This is a genomic window from Bradyrhizobium sp. USDA 4461, assembly GCF_054055655.1.
The window spans coordinates 7,810,532-7,827,699 of record NZ_JBSRXM010000001.1; the positions used below are offsets into that span (position 1 = coordinate 7,810,532).

16 protein-coding genes are annotated in these 17,168 nt (G+C 66.0%); 7 read left to right on the plus strand and 9 right to left on the minus strand.

Annotated features, from left to right (window positions below; translation table 11 throughout):
* The first annotated feature begins 89 nt into the window (after positions 1-89).
* Positions 90-950: a LysR family transcriptional regulator gene (locus tag ACVINW_RS36690; protein WP_456755794.1), complete on the plus strand. Its 861-nt coding sequence runs from the start codon at positions 90-92 to the stop codon at positions 948-950.
* Here the strand turns inward: ACVINW_RS36690 and ACVINW_RS36695 are convergent.
* A complete protein-coding gene (locus tag ACVINW_RS36695; protein ID WP_456755795.1) occupies positions 947-1,714 on the minus strand; it encodes a hypothetical protein in 768 nt (255 codons plus the stop codon). The two genes, ACVINW_RS36690 and ACVINW_RS36695, sit on opposite strands and share 4 nt — an antisense overlap.
* Positions 1,715-1,730: 16 nt before the next feature.
* Positions 1,731-1,925, minus strand: coding sequence for a hypothetical protein (locus ACVINW_RS36700; protein WP_212018878.1), 195 nt, complete (start codon positions 1,923-1,925; stop codon positions 1,731-1,733).
* A 295-nt stretch (positions 1,926-2,220) separates the two neighbouring features.
* Here ACVINW_RS36700 and ACVINW_RS36705 point away from each other — a divergent pair, with 295 nt between their 5' ends.
* Positions 2,221-3,153 (plus strand): DUF2336 domain-containing protein, encoded by a 933-nt coding sequence (locus ACVINW_RS36705; protein ID WP_456755796.1) that lies wholly within the window; start codon positions 2,221-2,223, stop codon positions 3,151-3,153.
* On the opposite strand, the gene ACVINW_RS36710 is transcribed toward ACVINW_RS36705, so the two are convergent.
* The gene (locus ACVINW_RS36710; protein WP_074131034.1) at positions 3,150-3,494 is read right to left on the minus strand and encodes a DUF1491 family protein; all 345 of its coding nucleotides are present in this window, start codon (positions 3,492-3,494) and stop codon (positions 3,150-3,152) included. The two genes, ACVINW_RS36705 and ACVINW_RS36710, sit on opposite strands and share 4 nt — an antisense overlap.
* Before the next feature lie 225 nt (positions 3,495-3,719).
* On the opposite strand from ACVINW_RS36710, the gene ACVINW_RS36715 reads away from it, so the two are divergent.
* The gene (locus ACVINW_RS36715) at positions 3,720-5,363 is read left to right on the plus strand and encodes an ankyrin repeat domain-containing protein (protein WP_456755797.1); all 1,644 of its coding nucleotides are present in this window, start codon (positions 3,720-3,722) and stop codon (positions 5,361-5,363) included.
* A 59-nt stretch (positions 5,364-5,422) separates the two neighbouring features.
* On the opposite strand, the gene ACVINW_RS36720 is transcribed toward ACVINW_RS36715, so the two are convergent.
* Entirely contained in the window at positions 5,423-6,169 is a 747-nt protein-coding gene (locus ACVINW_RS36720; protein ID WP_456755798.1) for a peptidoglycan-binding domain-containing protein, read from the minus strand.
* Entirely contained in the window at positions 6,162-7,973 is a 1,812-nt protein-coding gene (locus ACVINW_RS36725) for a PAS domain-containing sensor histidine kinase (RefSeq protein ID WP_456755799.1), read from the minus strand. The genes ACVINW_RS36720 and ACVINW_RS36725 overlap by 8 nt, the downstream gene beginning before the upstream one ends.
* Positions 7,974-8,407: 434 nt before the next feature.
* Between ACVINW_RS36725 and ACVINW_RS36730 the strand changes: the two genes are divergently transcribed.
* Together ACVINW_RS36730 and ACVINW_RS36735 are read left to right on the plus strand one after the other, a co-directional pair.
* On the plus strand, positions 8,408-8,791 hold the full coding sequence (locus tag ACVINW_RS36730) for a DUF5330 domain-containing protein (RefSeq protein ID WP_456755800.1): 384 nt from the start codon (positions 8,408-8,410) through the stop codon (positions 8,789-8,791).
* 165 nt (positions 8,792-8,956) lie between these two features.
* Positions 8,957-9,388 carry a SufE family protein gene (locus ACVINW_RS36735; protein ID WP_456755801.1) on the plus strand — a complete coding sequence of 144 codons (432 nt, stop codon included), beginning with the start codon at positions 8,957-8,959 and terminating at the stop codon, positions 9,386-9,388.
* Between the two features lie 6 nt (positions 9,389-9,394).
* On the opposite strand, the gene ACVINW_RS36740 is transcribed toward ACVINW_RS36735, so the two are convergent.
* Together ACVINW_RS36740 and ACVINW_RS36745 are read right to left on the minus strand one after the other, a co-directional pair.
* The gene (locus tag ACVINW_RS36740) at positions 9,395-9,808 is read right to left on the minus strand and encodes a MucR family transcriptional regulator (RefSeq protein WP_456755802.1); all 414 of its coding nucleotides are present in this window, start codon (positions 9,806-9,808) and stop codon (positions 9,395-9,397) included.
* A gap of 176 nt (positions 9,809-9,984) precedes the next feature.
* On the minus strand, positions 9,985-10,848 hold the full coding sequence (locus tag ACVINW_RS36745) for a DUF308 domain-containing protein (RefSeq protein ID WP_456755803.1): 864 nt from the start codon (positions 10,846-10,848) through the stop codon (positions 9,985-9,987).
* Positions 10,849-11,186: 338 nt separating this feature from the next.
* Between ACVINW_RS36745 and ACVINW_RS36750 the strand changes: the two genes are divergently transcribed.
* Both ACVINW_RS36750 and ACVINW_RS36755 read left to right on the plus strand, forming a co-directional pair.
* Positions 11,187-12,836, plus strand: a complete 1,650-nt coding sequence (locus ACVINW_RS36750) for a glycosyltransferase family 39 protein (RefSeq protein ID WP_456755804.1) — start codon at positions 11,187-11,189, stop codon at positions 12,834-12,836.
* A 162-nt stretch (positions 12,837-12,998) separates the two neighbouring features.
* Positions 12,999-13,778 (plus strand): class II aldolase/adducin family protein, encoded by a 780-nt coding sequence (locus tag ACVINW_RS36755; RefSeq protein WP_456755805.1) that lies wholly within the window; start codon positions 12,999-13,001, stop codon positions 13,776-13,778.
* Positions 13,779-14,000: 222 nt separating this feature from the next.
* Here ACVINW_RS36755 and ACVINW_RS36760 read toward each other — a convergent pair whose 3' ends face one another.
* On the minus strand, positions 14,001-15,401 hold the full coding sequence (locus ACVINW_RS36760) for a M20/M25/M40 family metallo-hydrolase (RefSeq protein WP_456755806.1): 1,401 nt from the start codon (positions 15,399-15,401) through the stop codon (positions 14,001-14,003).
* 95 nt (positions 15,402-15,496) lie between these two features.
* Complete coding sequence (locus ACVINW_RS36765) at positions 15,497-17,116, minus strand: helicase HerA-like domain-containing protein (RefSeq protein WP_456755807.1); 1,620 nt, start codon at positions 17,114-17,116, stop codon at positions 15,497-15,499.
* Positions 17,117-17,168: the final 52 nt, after the last annotated feature.

A 17,168-nucleotide genomic window follows, 5' to 3' on the forward strand; every position in this document is an offset into this window, starting at 1 on the left:
CAAATCCTCCGCTGGAGCCGAGGCAGGCTTGCCACTCGCCATTCCATAGGTAAAATATCGTCTTTCTATCGATATGATAGGACTGTCCTATGGATATCCGCGAACTCCGCTACTTCGCGGCGGTCTACCGCGAGCGCAACCTGACCGCCGCGGCTAAGCGCTGCTTCATCTCGCAGCCATCCATCTCGGCAGCGATCACCAATCTCGAGGCCGAGCTCGGCACCACGCTGTTCATCCGGCACAAGAAGGGCATGGCGCCGACGGAGTCGGCCGCGCAATTCCACGGTATCGCGCGCAGGATCATCGACGAAGCGGATGCGGCGCGAAACCTGTTCCGCAAGCCGGCGACACGGCAGGCGCTGACGCTCGGGCTGTTGCGAACGCTCGATCAGGCCCGCACCATCGCGCTGCTGAAGCCGCTGACCGGCAATGCCGACCTCGCACTCCGGCTGGTCGGCGCCAACGAGAAAGCGGATGCACGCATCGTCGCCAAATCCATGATCGGCGCCGGCGAGCACTTCATCCCGCTCTGGAGCGAGCGCTACGTCGCGGCGCTGCCGCCGTCACATCCCCTCACCCTGAAGGAGACGCTGCGGACCACCGACTTCGCCGGCGTTCCGATGATCGACCGCTGCCATTGCGAGCAGCAGGAGTTCTTCAAGCGCACCTCGCCGCCGCGCAAGCCGGTGGCGATCGCGGAATCCGAGGAGTGGGCGATGGCGCTGGTTGCGGCCGGGGTCGGCGTCGCGATCGTCCCCGAAGGCGTGGCCCGCGGCAATCCTGATGTCGCGATGCGGAAGATCGATGTCGAGGTGACGCGCCAGGTCGGCCTCGCCTATCCCTCGGCGCAGCCGCCGTCCGATGCGCTGAAGGCATTCATTGCGAGCCTGCCGCGGCAACCAAGCGGTCGCGACGTCAGATCGACAGCAAGGAAAGCGAAGCGAGCCTAGCCCTTCGATACCACGGCCTGGCCCGTGACCGGCGCGGACATCAGCGGCGCGTTGGCGGTGAGCCGGGCAAGCTCGTTGATCTGGCGTTCGGCGTCGGCGGCCATGCCGTCGGGCGCCTGGATCACCAGCCGCTCCAGCGCCCAGCGATAGGACGAGATCCGCCGCTCCAGGCTCTGCTGGACCCACTGCACGATCAGCGCGTTCTCTTCCATCCGCGCCATCGCATCCGCCCGCTCCTTCGGCGACACATCGCCGATCATCTTGAGGCTGGCACTGCGCTTGCGGTCGAGCTCGATCACCTGGGCCGCGGTGGCGAAGAACGGCTCGAAGCGGGTGATGTCGTCACGCACCTCGTCGATCAACAGCGAGTAGCGCGAGGCGAACGAGCGATGCGGCTCGTCGATCAGATTGCGGCCATAGGCGGTGCGATCGAACACCACCTTCTGCCGCCACGGCGAAGGCAGCGGCTGGTAGTCACCGAACACGCTCTTCCACGCCGGCCGCGACAGCGGCGGCTCGATGAACTGATAGGCGAGATCGCGCAGCTGGCGTTCGTGTTCGGTGAGCTGGAATTGCGAGGCGTTCTTGCCGACGCTGCCGGTCGCCTCGGCGCCCATCCAGCGATGCATGTCGTCGTTGCGGAAATCAGCACGGGTACGGCCGAAATCGCCGCCACTGCAGCCCGCGAGCGCTGTGCCCGCGAGTAGCAGGATCAGCGCCGGGAGTGACCGCCGGGCGGCGGTCAGCTGCACAAGCTGCGGCATTGCGCGATGTCCGCGATCAGGAGCGGCGTCGGCGACGACGGCCCTGCGCAGTGCCCTGCTCCGGCCCGCGACCACCGCCGGTCTCCTCCGTCGTTCGCTCGATCCGGACGACGGGAAGGATCAGCACGGTCCCCATGCCTTCGCCGGCAGCACCGACAACACTCGGCCGCCGTGCAGCCGCATCCGCCGGAAACTCAACGATGGTGCCCATGTTCCGTTCTCTCTGGCCCCGCACGGACATGATTTGCCTCGCGCAGGCCGAGTTAAGAACGGGCATGGTTAATGACATCTTAAACTGCCGATACGGACGGTTACGGATATGGCGCTGTGCCTTAATGGACACGGGCAAATGCGAGCGTTTGGCTTCACGGCTTGTTTTCCTTAACTGCGTCTTAAAACAGCCTGCGTAGGCTCGCCGCCACAAGGTTTTCAGACCGAGTCTTACTGGCAAGTCGCGTACGCCCGAGATGAGCGCAGCTCCGTTATTTCCTGGTTTCGATGGGCTGATGACCCTCTCCCGCCGCGAGGGCGTCGACATCCGCCCGACGCTGCTGCGCGTCCTGACCGACCTCTATGTGCAGGCGAGCGCGCATTCCGCCGACGAGGAACGCCAGTTCGTCGAGCTGACATCGCGCCTGATCGATGAGGTCGACGACGCCACCCGCGCCGCGGTCCGTGCGCGGCTTGCGATCTATCCGGCAACGCCCGCCAGGATCATGGACAAGCTCGGGCTGCGCCGCGCCGAACCCGGCCAGCCGGAGCCGGCCGCCGCGCCGATTGCCCCGCCCGCGCCATCCGCGCTGCCGGCCAGGATCCCGACCGAGGCCGAACTGCGGATGGCCGCGAGCCTTGCGATGCGGCCGAACGATGCCGCCGAGATCTCCGACATGTTCTTTGCCGCCAACGCGAAGGAGCGCGCGCAGATCCTGCACAATCTGCAGGAGACGCCGCTGAAGGCCGCGGCGCGGATTCCGGCCGTCCGCGCCGCGCGCGCGATCCATATCCTGGAGATGGCGGCGTTTGCCGAGGACGTCGACAACTTTACCCGCGAGCTCGGCGAGGCATTGATCCTGCCGTCGCGGATCGCCGCCGATGTCGTCAGCGATCCCGGCGGCGAGCCGCTTGCCTGCGCGATGCGGGCGCTTGAGGTGTCGAGTGCCGCGTTCCAGCGGATCCTGATGTTCCTCAATCCGGAAGCCGGCTCGTCGGTCAACTATGTCTACCGCCTGTCGCGGCTCTACGATCGTCTCAGCGAGCGCTCGGCGCTGGTGATGCTGGCGGCGTGGCGCGGCTCGACCATGGCGGTGGCCCGCAACAAGTATCGCTCGTCGCTCTATGACGACGAGCGCCATCACGTCCGCGCGGCATCTTCGCAGACGCGATCGGCGGTGCAGCCCGGCAACGCGCCCGCCATCCGCAACCAGAAATCCGGCAGCTAGCTCTTCGCCAGATCGAGGAAGTGCCGCCCGGCGCGATCTTCGGTTTCGACGATCCAGGCGTCGGGATCGAAGCGGAGTTCCTTGGTCAACCGCTCCTCGACTGACGGCTCCGACACCGGCTGCGGCGCCGTCGGCACGAACAGCCGCTCGACCGGACGGCTGTCGTCATAGACCGTCTGCGGCGCCGGCGCATACAGCATCGCATTGCCGTCCATCAGCGCCACCTTCACGAACACGGCGCCAGCCTCTTCGGCGCCCTTCTTGCGGACTGCGCCGAACACGCCCTCGGTCTGGCAGCGGCGCAGATACGCCGCGACCCAAATGCTGGTTTTCAATCGCATGCGCCGACCTATAGGCCAGCGGCGCGGCCACGTCCAATCGTCACAGATGCCGTCACGCAGTGGCGGGTTGACCGATAGAAGCGCCGCCCATATCCTCGCATCTGCGGTGCAAGCCGCGCCCGGGTCCACGGGAAGGGTCGAACCCACTTGCATCGAATACGCGGCCAACCAAGCCTTTGTGCAGCCGGTTTTGTGGACCATCGGCGGTGATGCACGGAGGTTGCCATGAACCGATCGCCCGCGCGATTGAATCTCGAACATCTGAAGAAGCAGGCCAAGGAGCTCATCCGCCTTTACCGGCGACAGGCGCCGGAGGCCTACGCCCGTTTCCGGCAGTCGCTTCCGGCGGCCGCCGACCGCAGCGACGCGCAGATCGCAGCACTTGGTCTGCGGCTGCACGACGCGCAGTCCTGCGTGGCGCGCGATCTCGGCTTCGCCTCGTGGCCGGACCTGCGCCGCTATGTCGAGGCCCAATCGCCGCCCGGCAAAAGCCGGGACGAGCGCGTGCGCCGCTGGCTGCAGCTGCTCTATGCCGCAGATGTCAGCGGCACCAGCGATCGCGCGCATCCGCGCGTAGCGGCGCGGATGCTCAGCGAGTATCCCGACCTCGTGGCCGATGATCCCTATCTCGCCTGCGCTATTGGCGACGAGGAGACGCTGCGGCGTACCGCGGCCAACGATCCCGTATGGGTCAACCGTCCCGGCGGTCCACTCAAACTGCCGCCGCTCGTCGCGGTCACGCATTCCAGCCTGCTGCAGCTTCCGGACTATCAACCGCGGCTGCATCGCTGCGCGCGCCTGCTGCTGCACGCCGGCGCCGACCCCGACCAGCATATCGGCAGCCGCTGGCCGCCCGGAACGCTCGACGCGCCCGATGACAGCAATCCGCTGTCGGCGCTCTATGGCGCCGCCGGGCGCAACCACGATCTTGCGCTGACAAAACTGTTGCTCGAAGCGGGCGCCAATCCGAACGACAATGAATCGCTCTACCACTCGCTCGAAGGCTCTGTCACGACAGCCCTGCTGCTCGAGCATGGCGCGCGGATCGCCGGCACCAATGCGATGTACAAGGTGCTCGACGACGAGAATCTGCCAGCGCTCCAATTGCTGCTGCGGCACGGCGCCAATCCGAACGAGCCCGCCGGTAACGCGCCGCTGACGGATTGCGGATCGCCGCTGATGTGGGCGATCCGGCGGCGGCGGTCGCCGACGTGCATCGCGACCTTGCTCGACGCCGGCGCGGATCCGCGCATCTCGACACCTGGTGGTCTCAGCGCCTACCGGTTCGCGCTGCAATTCGGCCTGACCGAGGTTGCCGCGCTCCTGCGCGAGCGGACCGGTGACGAGACGCTCGGCGATGACGAGCGGTTCGTCGCGGCATGCAGCAGCGGCAACGAGAGCGAAGCGCGGCGGATCCAGATCGCGCGGCCCGATCTTCCGGGCTCGCTCTCAGCGCAGCAGTTGCGGTTGCTTCCCGAGCTCGCCGCAGTCGGCGATGACGATGCGGTGCGGCTGATGGTCAGGCTTGGCTGGCCGATCACCGTGCGCGGCGGCGATTGGGATGCCTCGGCGCTCAATCATGCGGTGTTCCGCGGCAATGCCAGGCTGACGCGCTTCCTGCTCGAGCACGGTGCAGAGTGGACCGAACAGCATGGCTTTGGCGACAACGCCTCCGGAAGCCTGTCCTGGGCCTCCTGCAACGAGCCGGTCGAAGGCGGCGATTGGGTCGGCTGCGCGCAGGCCCTGCTCGATCACGGCATGCCGCGCGGCATTGCCGATCGCGACGATCCGGAATGGGTGCTGGTGGCCGGCCGCAGGAAACCGTTCTCGGATGAGGTCAGAGACGTACTGCTGGGCGAAGCGGTCTGACGACACTCTGATGCGTCAGGTGTGAAATGGCCGGGCTTCAAGCCCGGCCCAAATAGATCCTACTCGATTGCGTGCCCGATCATCGCGCCGAGTTCGCGCACGAGACGATCAGACATCTGCCCCGTCACCGGCAATTTCCGCGCGCGCTCGAACTTTGCGATCGCGTGCTGGGTATCGGCACCGATCGTGCCGGTCGGCTTGAGCTGGCCGTAGCCATACTCCGTCAACGTCCGCTGGACCGCGGCGATGCGCTTGCCGGCCGGGCTCAGATGCGCGGTCGGGATCGGCGCCGGCGGACGAATGACGCTGGACGGCGGGGCGGCCGGAGACGGTGCGGCGGCGGCCGGCGGCGTTGCGGCCGACTTCGCCACCAGATTCGCTATCGGGTCGGCCGGCTTGGCTTCAACCGGCTTGGGTTCCGGTTTGGCTTCGACCGACCTGGTCTCCACCGGCTTCACATCGACCGGCTTGGACGGCTCCATCGCAGCCGGCTCGGCCGAGCGGGCAGCCGCCTCGGCCGGGCGCGGGCGCGGCATCGGATTGGTGGCCGCGACCGCCGGAGGCGGCAGCGTTACCACCGAGCCGCCGAACATCGGCGACGGATGACGACCAGCCTGCAGGAACAGCGCATTGATCAGGATCGCGACGATGGCAGACAGGGCCAGCACGCCGGCGATCAAGTCCTTCGGACTGTGCAGCAGCAAACGCAGCACGAGGCCGCGTTCGTCCCCGGCCGCGACGGCCATTGCCTTGGCGCCGCGCCGACGGCGCGGCGTTTCGTCGTCATCCAAAGTCTGTCTAGGCACTCTTCTTCACCTGATGGGTTTGCTCTTGCAGTCCGGATCGCAGCGCGGGCTTCAAGGTCGAGACATTGCTGGACGGCTCGACCGCGGCCGGCGGGATGAACGCCAGCGGCAGCGCGACCGACACGATGGTGCCCTCGCCCACCTTGCTCTCCACATTGATGTCGCCGTGGTGCAGGCCGACCAGCCCCTTCACGATGGACAGGCCAAGGCCGGTGCCCTCGTGGCGGCGCTGATAGGTCTTGCCGGCCTGGAAGAACGGATCGCCGATCCGCTTGAGGTCGTCGGCGGCAATGCCGACGCCGGTGTCCGAGACACGCAGCAGCAGCCGCGATCCCTCGACGCCGGCCGACACGGTGACCTTGCCGCCGCGCTCGGTGAACTTGATGGCGTTGGAAACCAGATTGAGAACGATCTGCTTGAACGCGCGCGGATCGCCGTTCAAAATCGGAAGATCGTCGGGCACGCGGGTGACGAGGTCGACGCCGCTCTCGCGCGCCTTCAGCGCCACCAGGTTGCAGCAATTGAGCAGCGCCGGCCGCGGCGCAAACGGCTCCGGCGAAATCTCGAAATTGCCCGACTCCATCTTCGACATGTCCAGGATGCCGTTGACGACGGACAACAGATGCTGGCCGGAATCGTTGATGAGCTGGGCATATTCCTTGCGGCGCGCCGCATCGAGCCCGAGCACATCCTCCTGCGCGATCATCTCGGAGAAGCCGATGATGGCATTGAGCGGGGTGCGCAGCTCGTGGCTCATGGTGGCAAGAAAGCGCGTCTTCGAGGCGTCGGCCTGCTCGGCCGCGTTGCGCGCCTGCTCGAGCGCCTGCTCCTGGAGCTTGCGATCGGTCACGTCGCGCATCACGGCGACGACCTCGGCATCGGCGGCGGTCTGGTCGAGCGCACGGCAGCGCATCTCGACCCAGATGAATTCGGCGGCAGCCTCGCCGCGCGCACCGTCGCGGCGCACGCGGAACTCGACGCTGCGGGACTCGCCGCGCGCCGCATCCGACAGCGCCGTGAGATAGGCCGGGCGATCGGCGACATGAACGCGGTCGAACAGGCCATGGCCGGACAGCCGCGAGGCCGGCATGCCGAGCATGATCTCGGCCGCAGGCGAAATGAAGCGCACCGCGCCGTTGCGGCTGTGCCGCGACAACACGTCGCTCATGTTGTGGGCGAGCAGCCGGTAGCGCTCTTCCTCGACATACAACAACGCCACGCTGGTCCGCGCCAGCGACTCCGCGCCGAAAGCCAGCCCGGCGGCATAGAAGATCGCCGACACGACGCCGAAGCCGGCCAGCGTACTGTTCGACACAACCGCGGGATCGACCAGCGGCAGCACGTGGTAATGGCCGAGCACGCTGAGCAAGGCGGCGCAGATCATCGCCAGCGCAAAGGCAAAGGCGACCACGCGACGCGACGCCGACAGCGCAGCCTCGATCGGAATCACGACGAGCCACACCGCCGCGAACGAGGCGATGCCGCCGGTGGAGGCCGCGATCAGCATCACGAGGCCGGCGAGCGCCAGCGACGACAGCACGTGCGCGCCCTCATAGCGGCCGGTGCGCGACAGGAACCAGGACAGCAGGATCGGCGCGATCAGCCAGGCGAACGCCGCAACCTCGATCGCCGTCGGCGCGCCGCGCATCGCCAGAAAGGCAGGGAACGAAGCCAGCGCCGCCAGGCTGCCAAGCAGCCGCGGCGCCATGAAGGCGCGATGGCGCGCACGCGTCAGCGCATCATACTGCGCCGACGGATGCAGCAGCGCATCCAGGCAATCGCGGATCAGACTCAAACTACTCACAGCACTCGCGCTTCGGCTCAATCGTCAGTTAGACGCGCCGGAACGCCTCCTTCGTGATTGCAGGTCAACGTGTCAGAGCGAACTTAAGCGAACGCTAAGGCGGGGTGGCCTGCTGCCAAACACCGTGCATTGGGAGGCTTCGACGCCGCCATTCACCGCTCATTTGTCGGGGATGGTGAACGGCTGGTTTCCGGATGCGATGATCTATGGTTTCGAAATGGTGGACGCGGCGGATTCCGCGCATCCGGCCGCCTCAAGCCGCCATCAATCGAAAATTTACGGCGAATCAAGTCAGGCGGGTTTTCCGCGATTTTTGGACGGATTTACTTCAATGCGGATACGTCCGGTTTATCGACCGATGCTAACCCTCAAGGCCAATCGCGGCTTCCACCGCGCAAGAAGCAAAAGACAAGACAGACGACCGGGATCGCGCCATGTTCTTCCTGTTGCGTTTGGCATTCTGGCTCGGGCTCGTGCTCGTGCTGCTGCCGAGAGACAAAACTCCTGAAGCGGACAAGACGCCGCAGATCAGCGCCTCGGATGCGGTGTCGGCCGCGACCGCGACGATCAACGACATGGGTCAGTTCTGCAAGCGTCAGCCGTCCGCCTGCGAGGTCGGCGGTCAGGCCGCGACCGCGATCGGCCAGCGCGCGACCGACGGGGCGCGCAAGCTGTACCAGATCATCACCGACAAGAAGCCGCCGGACCACACGGGCTCGATCGGCAAGGACGATACCGATCTGGCCATGGCCGCATCCCGCGACACGCTGACCGCTGACGATCAGAGCATCGAATTCCGCCTGCCGCCGACGCCGTGAGGCAAGCCGGCGTGTTTTCGAGCGGGGCCTGTCTTCACTGGATGCGGGATGGCCGCCGGCTCGCGTGAAGAAAACGCGTCAAAACAACCGGGAACCGGTTCCATTTTCGTCGCTTTCGCAGCGCGGCTTCCTATATAAGCCGTTGAGAATAGGACGCGGGCCACGATGACGACGATCGACGAAATCCGGGACAATTTTGCGCTGCTGGACGAGTGGGATGACCGCTACCGCTATGTCATCGAGCTCGGCCGCACGCTGGAGCCGCTCTCGGAGGCGGAGCACTCGGCCGAGAACAAGGTGCAAGGCTGCGTCAGCCAGGTCTGGCTGTCGAAGCGCATCGCGCGCGACGGCAATGGCGAGCCGCGGCTGATCTATCTCGGCGACAGCGACGCGCACATCGTGCGCGGCCTGGTCGCGATCGTGCTGACGCTGTTTTCCGGGCATACGCCGAAGCAGATCCTCGATACCGATGCGCTGGCGTTGTTCGACGAATTCGGCTTCCGCGACCATCTGACGCCGCAGCGCTCCAACGGCCTGCGCTCGATGGTCGACCGCATCCGCAACGATGCGCGCGAGGCGCTGGCCTCCGCCGCCTAGCGCCGCTTACTTCCGCTTCCTGGCCTGCTGGCCGAGCCCCATTTTCTTGGCGAGCTGCGACCGCGCCACCGCGTAGTTCGGCGCCACCATCGGATAGTCGGCCGGCAGCCCCCATTTGTCGCGATACTGCTCCGGCGTCATGTTGTACTGGGTGCGCAGATGGCGCTTGAGCGATTTGAAGCGCTTGCCGTCCTCGAGGCAGACCAGATATTCCGGCGTGATCGACTTCTTCATCGACACCGCGGGCTTGGCCGGCTCGCTTGGCGCGTCAGCGCGTCCGCTCGACACCCGCAGCAAGGCGGCGTGGACCTGGCTGATCAGGTTCGGAATATCCGAGGCCGGCGTCGGATTGTTGCTGAGATAGGCCGAGACGATGTTTGCGGTCAGCTCGACCGGCGTTTTGCCTGACATATCGGACATGGCTCAACCTTCCCCGTGGTTCCGACGGCCCGGCGCCCACCGGACAGTATCCACGTGCAGCAATACATTAATGGAATCGCGCACTACTTCGCGAATATGAGCGGATTGCAGCAAACCTGACAAGAACCGCGATGTTTCCGGCTTCGCGCCGACCGGGCACAAGTATTGCCGCAGATTTACGGCCTTTGTTCCAGATGCGACCTGAGCTCGTCGATCGAGGCAAACCGCATCATGCCTTCCGGCATCTGCGCTTCGATCGATCCGTCCGAATAGAGCGAATAGGCCATGCCGTCCACCACGCCCGATTTGAGCACGGTCACCGGCGGCTGCTCCTGGGGCGGCGGCGGATGGCCCGATGACGGAGAGGCGGCGGGCGGCTGGGTCTCGCCGAGGGTTGACGGCCGCGGCGTGCGCCGCGGCGCGACATCGACCGATCGCGGGCGGTCGGCCTTCGGCCAGGCATCGTCGAACGTCGCCGGGGCAGGCTCGGCCGCAGCGGCCGGATTCGGACGCAGCTCCGGCGACAGCAGGTCCGGCGTCAACGGTTCGGTGCCACGCGTCTGGGTCCGGTCCTTCCGCGAGGATGAGAACATCAGATTGCGCCGCTTGGGCAGCGCTGCTTCACCGTCAGCAGCCGTTGCGCCCGGCACGGGCGGCGGCACCTCGCCCGACGCGCCGCGCGGGGCGATTTCGTCGTGCCAGGGCGGCGGCGCGGATGGCGGAGCCGCCGCGACCTTCGGCTCGGGCGACGGTGGGAACACCGAATCGTCGGCAGCGTTGCGCGGGGAAGTTGCAGACGGCGATGGACCGCCGGACCGCAGACCCACGGCAACAACCGCGTCGAGCCGTCCGCCCATGGCCTGGAGCTCGCCAAGGACGGCGGCAAGGGCCAGAACGATCGCGCCGGTGCACACGCCAGTCACGCCCGTCGTGATCAACGTGCTGCCGACACTGAATTCCTTGTAGGGGATTCCAAAGCCGACCGCCGCCAAGCCTGCCACAACCAGGCCGGCGCCGACGACCAACAGACCAACCTTCATCGAACTAACCCCCGGAAGACCCAACCGAAAATCGGCCCGGGCCGCCTATGCCACGATACCGTCATATTATCCACACCGCCAACCGCCAATTGTAGAGCAAGTTCCCTAAAATCCCGCTTAATGGGCCGTGATGCGGCACGCGACGGCGATCGCCACGACCGCGTTTGGCGCCGCTCCCGTAGATCTACTGGCTACGAATTGCTGCCAATTTATTGCAACGCATCTGGGAAATTACGCCACAATTACCAATTACTCGGAAACGGAACTGCGCTATGGATGCCGGGGAATGAGGCCCTAAAGCGCCAATCTGGGCCACAGGCACGCCGGTACCACTAGCCATGTCATCGATTACGACGTCTGCCTTCGAGGCGCCTGCACGGCGCTCGGCGGAGAAGACCTGCGACGATCTCGCATTCCTCGTCCTCGGCGTGGTCGCCGTGGTCGCCGGCCTCACATTCCGCGATTACGGTCTCGGCTGGGACGATTACACCCACGCCGAATATGCCGACCTGCTGCTGCGCATGTACGGCTCCGGCTTCAAGGACACCGGCGCGCTGTCGTTTGCCAACCTCTATATGTACGGCGGCGGCTTCGATATGGCCGCGGCCCTGCTGCACAAGGTCATTCCGCTCGAACTGTTCGAGACGCGCCGCCTGCTCGGCGCGATCGTCGGCGTCATCGGCCTTGCCGTCACCTGGCGTCTGGCGCGCCGCGTCGGCGGCCCGCTGGCGGGACTGGCTGCGCTGCTGCTGCTGGCGCTGTGCCCGACCTTCTACGGCCACATGTTCATGAACCCGAAGGATGCGCCGTTCGCCGTGGCGATGATCGTGCTGATCCTGGGTCTCGTCCGCCTGATCGAGCAATACCCGGCGCCCTCGCCGCGCACGATCCTGATCGTGGGCCTGGGGGCCGGCCTGTCGATCGGCTGCCGCGTGCTGGGCGGGCTCGCATTGATCTACGCCGTGGTCGGCTTCATCCCGCTGTTCATCGAGGAATTCCGCAAGCAGGGCGCGCGCGAGGCGACCCACCGCTTTGCCCATGTCGTCTACGTGCTGCTGCCGGGGCTGGTGCTCGGCTATCTCGTGATGGGCCTGATCTGGCCGTGGTCGATCATGGAGCCCGGGCATCCGCTGGAAGCGGTGACCTACTTCTCGCACTTCTTCGAGAAGCCGTGGAAGGAGATGTTCGACGGCGCACTGGTGTCGGTGCCGGACATGCCATGGTCCTATCTGCCCACGCTGTTCGCGCTGCAGCTTCCCGAGGTGCTGCTGGTGCTGCTCACCGCAGCCGTCGTCGTCACCTTCACGTCGCTGTCGCGCAATGACGTGACCGCGAAGCGCAAGTCGATCATGCTGCTGCTGACGCTCGCCGCGACGCTGCCGCTGGTGATCGCGATGGTGAAGCGGCCGGCGCTCTATAACGGCATCCGCCACTTCATCTTCGTGATCCCGCCGATGGCGGTGCTCGCCGGCGTCGCCTTCGCCCGCGGCATGGACTGGCTCGGCGAGAACCGCCGCGCCTGGCAGCCTGCGGCGCTCGCGGTGTTCGCCTTCGGCCTGCTGCTGCCGCTCAGCGAGATGATCCGCCTGCATCCGTATCAATACACGCACTTCAACCACATCGCCGGCACGGTGCGGACCGCCGACAATTTCTTCATGCTGGACTATTGGGGACTGGCGCTGAAGCAGGCTTCCGACGGGCTGCGCGAGCAGCTGGCGGAGCGGCAGGAAGTGCCGCCGCAGCACCGCAAATGGAAGGTCGCGGTGTGCGGACCGCAGCGCCCCGCGCAGGTCGCGCTCGGGCCCGATTTCACGATCGGCTGGGACAGCAACGCCGCCGACTTCGCGATGACGCTCGGCGAGTTCTACTGCAAGGGCCTGGCCGCGCCCGTGATGGTCGAGATCAAGCGCGACGACGTGGTGTTCGCCCGCGTCTACGACATCCGCGGCCGCAGCATCTCGAGCCTGCTGGCGATCCCGGCGCCGTAGCGCCACCCACAGAACAACCATCGCGCGGCTGCCCACCGACGATCGCGGTTCGGATCGTGGGCCGCATGCCGACATGACTGTCACGCCGTTACGCTGCCTTGCTGCGCTCCGGAAGCGGCGCTACGCTTGAATCAAGCAACAACGATCAATGGAGAAATCGCCATGTCGCCAGCGGAAGCGCGTCTGAAGGAAGTGCCATCGAACACGAGTGCAGCGGAGTGGGAGCAGCGGATCAACCTCGCCGCCTGCTACCGGCTGGTCGCGCTCTATGGTTGGGACGATCTGGTCGACACCCACATTTCCGCGCGCGTGCCGGGGCCGGAGCATCACTTCCTGATCAACCCCTACGGGCTGATGTTCGACGAGATCACCGCGTCGAGCCTGGTCAAGGTCGATCTCGACGGCAATCAGCTTTCTGAGAGCGAGTACAGCATCAACCCGGCCGGCTTCACCATCCATTCGGCGATCCACGAGGTGCGCGAGGATGCCGGCTGCGTGCTCCATTTGCACACGGTCGACGGCACCGCGGTGTCGAGCGGCCCCGAGGGGCTGCTGCCGCTGAACCAGACCGCGCAGCTCGTCACCCACGACCTCGCCTATCACGACTATGAGGGCATCGCGCTCGATCACGACGAGCGGCCGCGCCTGCAGCGCGATCTCGGCACCAAGAACCACATGCTGCTGCGCAATCACGGCACGTTGACGGTCGGCCGCTCGGTCGCCTCCGCCTTCGAGCGGATGTACCATCTGGAGCGCGCCTGCTCGATGCAGGTGGCGACCCGCGCGCTCGGCCCGATCGCCTACCCGGTCGACCAGCTCGCCATCGACAAGAACACCGAGCTGCTCTCCAACCCGGACCGCGCCGAGCTGCGCTCGACCCAGCTGGTCTGGCCGCCGCTGCTGCGCAAGCTCGACCGAGTCAATCCCGGCTACCGTGATTGAAAATTTCGCAATCTTCGGATAGGCTGTCCGCCAACACCCTCTGCACGACCTGAATCAAAACGCCGCCCAATCCCGGGCGGCGTTTTCACGTGTAGTTGTGTCTTCGTAGCCCGGATGGAGCGGAGCGCAATCCGGGGTGACGCATCCGCGGATCGACCGTCCCGGATTTCGCTGCGCTTCATCCGGGCTACTCGGTCGCTTTCGAGCGTATTCGCGTCTTGCTTATTTCGCCTCGGCGAACGCCGCCAGAATCCGCGCCCAGGAGCGGATTCCCTTGTGGTAGCTCTTGAGGTCGTACTTCTCGTTCGGCGAATGGATGTTGTCGTCGTCGAGGCCGAAGCCGATCAGCACGCTGTCGAGGCCGAGTGTGCGCTTGAAGTCGGCGACGATCGGAATCGACGCGCCGGAGCCGATCAGCAGCGCCTCCTTGCCCCATTCGTCGGTCAGCGCGCGGCGGGCCGCCGCCAGCGGCTTCATGTTCCAGTCGAGCGCGATCGCCGGCGCACCGGAATGATCGATGAACTCGGCCTTGCAGTCGGCCGGCAGGCGCGCCGTCACATAGTCGCGGAACGCTTTTCGGATCTTCTCGGGATCCTGTCCCTCGACCAGGCGGAACGAGACCTTCGCCGAGGCCTCGGCGGCGATCACGGTCTTGGAGCCCTCGCCGGTGTAGCCGCCGACGATGCCGTTGATGTCGCAAGTCGGGCGCGAGGAGACCTGCTCGATCAGGAGCCGATCCTTTTCGCCGGCCGGCACCGACAGCCCGATCGGCTTGAGGAAGCTGTCCGGCGTCAGGTTGAGTTGCTTCCACTGCGCCAGGATGTCCGGCGGCAGATCCTTCACGCCGTCATAGAAACCGGGGATGGTGATGTGGCCGTTGTCGTCATGCAGGCCGCCGAGAATCCGCGTCAGCACGCGGATCGGGTTCTGCGCGCCGCCGCCGAACACGCCGGAATGCAGGTCGCGGTTGGCGGCCTTGATCTTGACCTCGTCATAGACCAGGCCGCGCAGCGAGGTAGTGATCGCCGGCGTGTTGGGGTCCCACATGCCGGTGTCGCAGACCAGTGCGAAGTCGGCCTTGAGCTCGGCCTTGTTGGCCTCGAGGAACGGCACGAAATTCTTCGAGCCGATCTCCTCCTCGCCCTCGATGACGATGGTGATGTCGACCGGCAGCGATCCCGTCACGCTCTTCCAGGCGCGGCACGCCTCGACGAAGGTCATCAACTGTCCCTTGTCGTCCTCGGCGCCGCGCGCGACGATGATCTTGCGGCCGTCGGCATGGTCGGTCACTACAGGCTCGAACGGCGGCCGATGCCAGAGATTCAGGGGATCGACCGGCTGCACGTCGTAGTGGCCGTAGAACAGCACATGCGGCCGCCCGTCGGTCGCACCGTTCAGCTTGCCGACCACGGCCGGATGACCGGCGGTCGGGCGCACCTCGGTCTTGAAGCCGAGGGTCGCGATATCCTTGGCGAGATGATCGGCAGCCGCCTTGCAGTCATTGGCAAAGGCCGGATCGGCCGAGATCGATTTGATCCGCAGCAGCGTGAACAGCCGCTCGAGGCTGTTGTCGAAATCGGCATCGATGCGGTCGAGGACCGGCTGCAGCTTGGCATTGGACATCGCTTGGATCCTATTGCTTGGACGTTGCCGCCGTTGTAGCGCGCCGGCCGCCGGAGGCAAAGCCGGTTGCCCGTTCGGCTCGGATCGTCGCGATGCTACCTGCGCAGGATTCCGCCGAGCGCGCCGCGCACCAATGCGCGGCCGATCGATCCGCCGACCGATCCACCGACGGACTTGCCGAGATCGGCCACCACGCCGCCGACCACCTTGTCGGTCACCGAGCGCGTGACGTTGCGCGCGATCACCTGCCCGGTCGAGAGCCGGCCGCGCTTGACGTTGGTGCCGAAGATCGTGGCGGCGATGGCCCCGATGTGGCCGAGGATGCCGCCGCCTTCGCCCCCTGAGCCATCGGCCGGCGCCGCGGCACCGGCAAGCCGCTTCTGGATCATCTCGTAGGCGGATTCCGCGTCGATCGCGGTGTCGTATTTGCCCTTCACCGGGCTCGCATCCATGATCGCCTTGCGCTCCTCCGGCGTGATCGGCCCGATCCGCGCCGACGGCGGCCGCACCATGATGCGCTCGACCATCGACGGCGTGCCGCCACCCTCGAGGAACGACACCAGCGCCTCGCCCTTGCCGAGCTCCATGATCACCCGCGCGGTGTCGAGCTTCGGATTGGGCCGGAAGGTCTGCGCTGCAGCTGCGACCGCCTTCTGGTCGCGCGGCGTGAAGGCGCGCAGTGCGTGCTGGACGCGGTTGCCGAGCTGCGCCAGCACCTTGTCCGGCACGTCGATCGGATTCTGGGTGACGAAATAGACGCCGACGCCCTTGGAGCGGATCAACCGCACCACCTGCTCGATCTTGTCCATCAGCGCCTTCGGCGCATCGGTGAACAGCAGATGCGCCTCGTCGAAGAAGAACACCAGCTTGGGCTTCGGCAGGTCGCCGGCCTCCGGCAGTTCCTCGAACAGCTCCGAGAGCATCCAGAGCAGGAACGTGGCGTAGAGCCGCGGGCTCTGCATCAGCTTGTCGGCGACCAGGATATTAACCACGCCGCGGCCGTCGCGGTCGGTGCGCATGAAATCCTTCAGCGTCAGCGCCGGCTCGCCGAAGAATTTCGCGCCACCCTGGTTCTCGAGCACCAGCAGCTGGCGCTGGATCGTTCCGACCGTCGCCTTGGACACGTTGCCGTAGCTCTGCGCGGCCTTGCGGATCGGCGCCAGCGGATCCTCGCCGTCGTCGGCGGCCTTCTTGCTGCCGTCGGGCGCGATCGCATCCAGCAGCGCGCGCAGATCCTTCATGTCGATCAGCGTCAGGCCATTCTCGTCGGCGACGCGGAAGGCGACATTGAGCACGCCCTCCTGCACGTCGTTCAGATCGAGCATCCGCGCGAGCAGCAGCGGTCCCATCTCGGTGACGGTGGCACGCACCGGATGGCCCTGCTCGCCGAACACATCCCAGAATACGGTCGAGAACTGATCGGGCTGGAAGGTCAAGCCCATTTGCTGAGCCCGCTTCACGATAAAGTCCTTGGCCTCGCCGACCTCGGAGATACCGGAGAGATCACCCTTGATGTCGGCTGCGAAAACCGGAACGCCGGCGCGCGCGAACCCTTCGGCCATCACTTGAAGCGAGACGGTCTTGCCGGTTCCGGTCGCGCCGGTGACGAGGCCATGCCGATTGGCAAGTGCCAGCGTCAGCCAGGCTGTCTCCTCGCCCTTGCCGATAAAAATCTTCTCGCCGGTATCGGCCGACTTGTTGTCGGAGGTCGCCATCGCTTCGCCTCTTCACGAAAATTTAGATCGTTTCGATCATCACACCGGGTTC

Bases quoted from the DNA above. Each gene is read 5' to 3' on its own strand.
- ACVINW_RS36740 (WP_456755802.1), bottom strand. From the start codon at position 9,808: ATGTCCGATATGTCAGGCAAAACGCCGGTCGAGCTGACCGCAAACATC.
- ACVINW_RS36705 (WP_456755796.1), top strand. From the start codon at position 2,221: ATGACCCTCTCCCGCCGCGAGGGCGTCGACATCCGCCCGACGCTGCTG.
- ACVINW_RS36715 (WP_456755797.1), top strand. From the start codon at position 3,720: ATGAACCGATCGCCCGCGCGATTGAATCTCGAACATCTGAAGAAGCAG.
- ACVINW_RS36695 (WP_456755795.1), bottom strand. From the start codon at position 1,714: ATGCCGCAGCTTGTGCAGCTGACCGCCGCCCGGCGGTCACTCCCGGCG.
- ACVINW_RS36710 (WP_074131034.1), bottom strand. From the start codon at position 3,494: ATGCGATTGAAAACCAGCATTTGGGTCGCGGCGTATCTGCGCCGCTGC.
- ACVINW_RS36745 (WP_456755803.1), bottom strand. From the start codon at position 10,848: ATGAAGGTTGGTCTGTTGGTCGTCGGCGCCGGCCTGGTTGTGGCAGGC.
- ACVINW_RS36730 (WP_456755800.1), top strand. From the start codon at position 8,408: ATGTTCTTCCTGTTGCGTTTGGCATTCTGGCTCGGGCTCGTGCTCGTG.
- ACVINW_RS36735 (WP_456755801.1), top strand. From the start codon at position 8,957: ATGACGACGATCGACGAAATCCGGGACAATTTTGCGCTGCTGGACGAG.
- ACVINW_RS36760 (WP_456755806.1), bottom strand. From the start codon at position 15,401: ATGTCCAATGCCAAGCTGCAGCCGGTCCTCGACCGCATCGATGCCGAT.
- ACVINW_RS36700 (WP_212018878.1), bottom strand. From the start codon at position 1,925: ATGGGCACCATCGTTGAGTTTCCGGCGGATGCGGCTGCACGGCGGCCG.
- ACVINW_RS36755 (WP_456755805.1), top strand. From the start codon at position 12,999: ATGTCGCCAGCGGAAGCGCGTCTGAAGGAAGTGCCATCGAACACGAGT.
- ACVINW_RS36765 (WP_456755807.1), bottom strand. From the start codon at position 17,116: ATGGCGACCTCCGACAACAAGTCGGCCGATACCGGCGAGAAGATTTTT.
- ACVINW_RS36690 (WP_456755794.1), top strand. From the start codon at position 90: ATGGATATCCGCGAACTCCGCTACTTCGCGGCGGTCTACCGCGAGCGC.
- ACVINW_RS36750 (WP_456755804.1), top strand. From the start codon at position 11,187: ATGTCATCGATTACGACGTCTGCCTTCGAGGCGCCTGCACGGCGCTCG.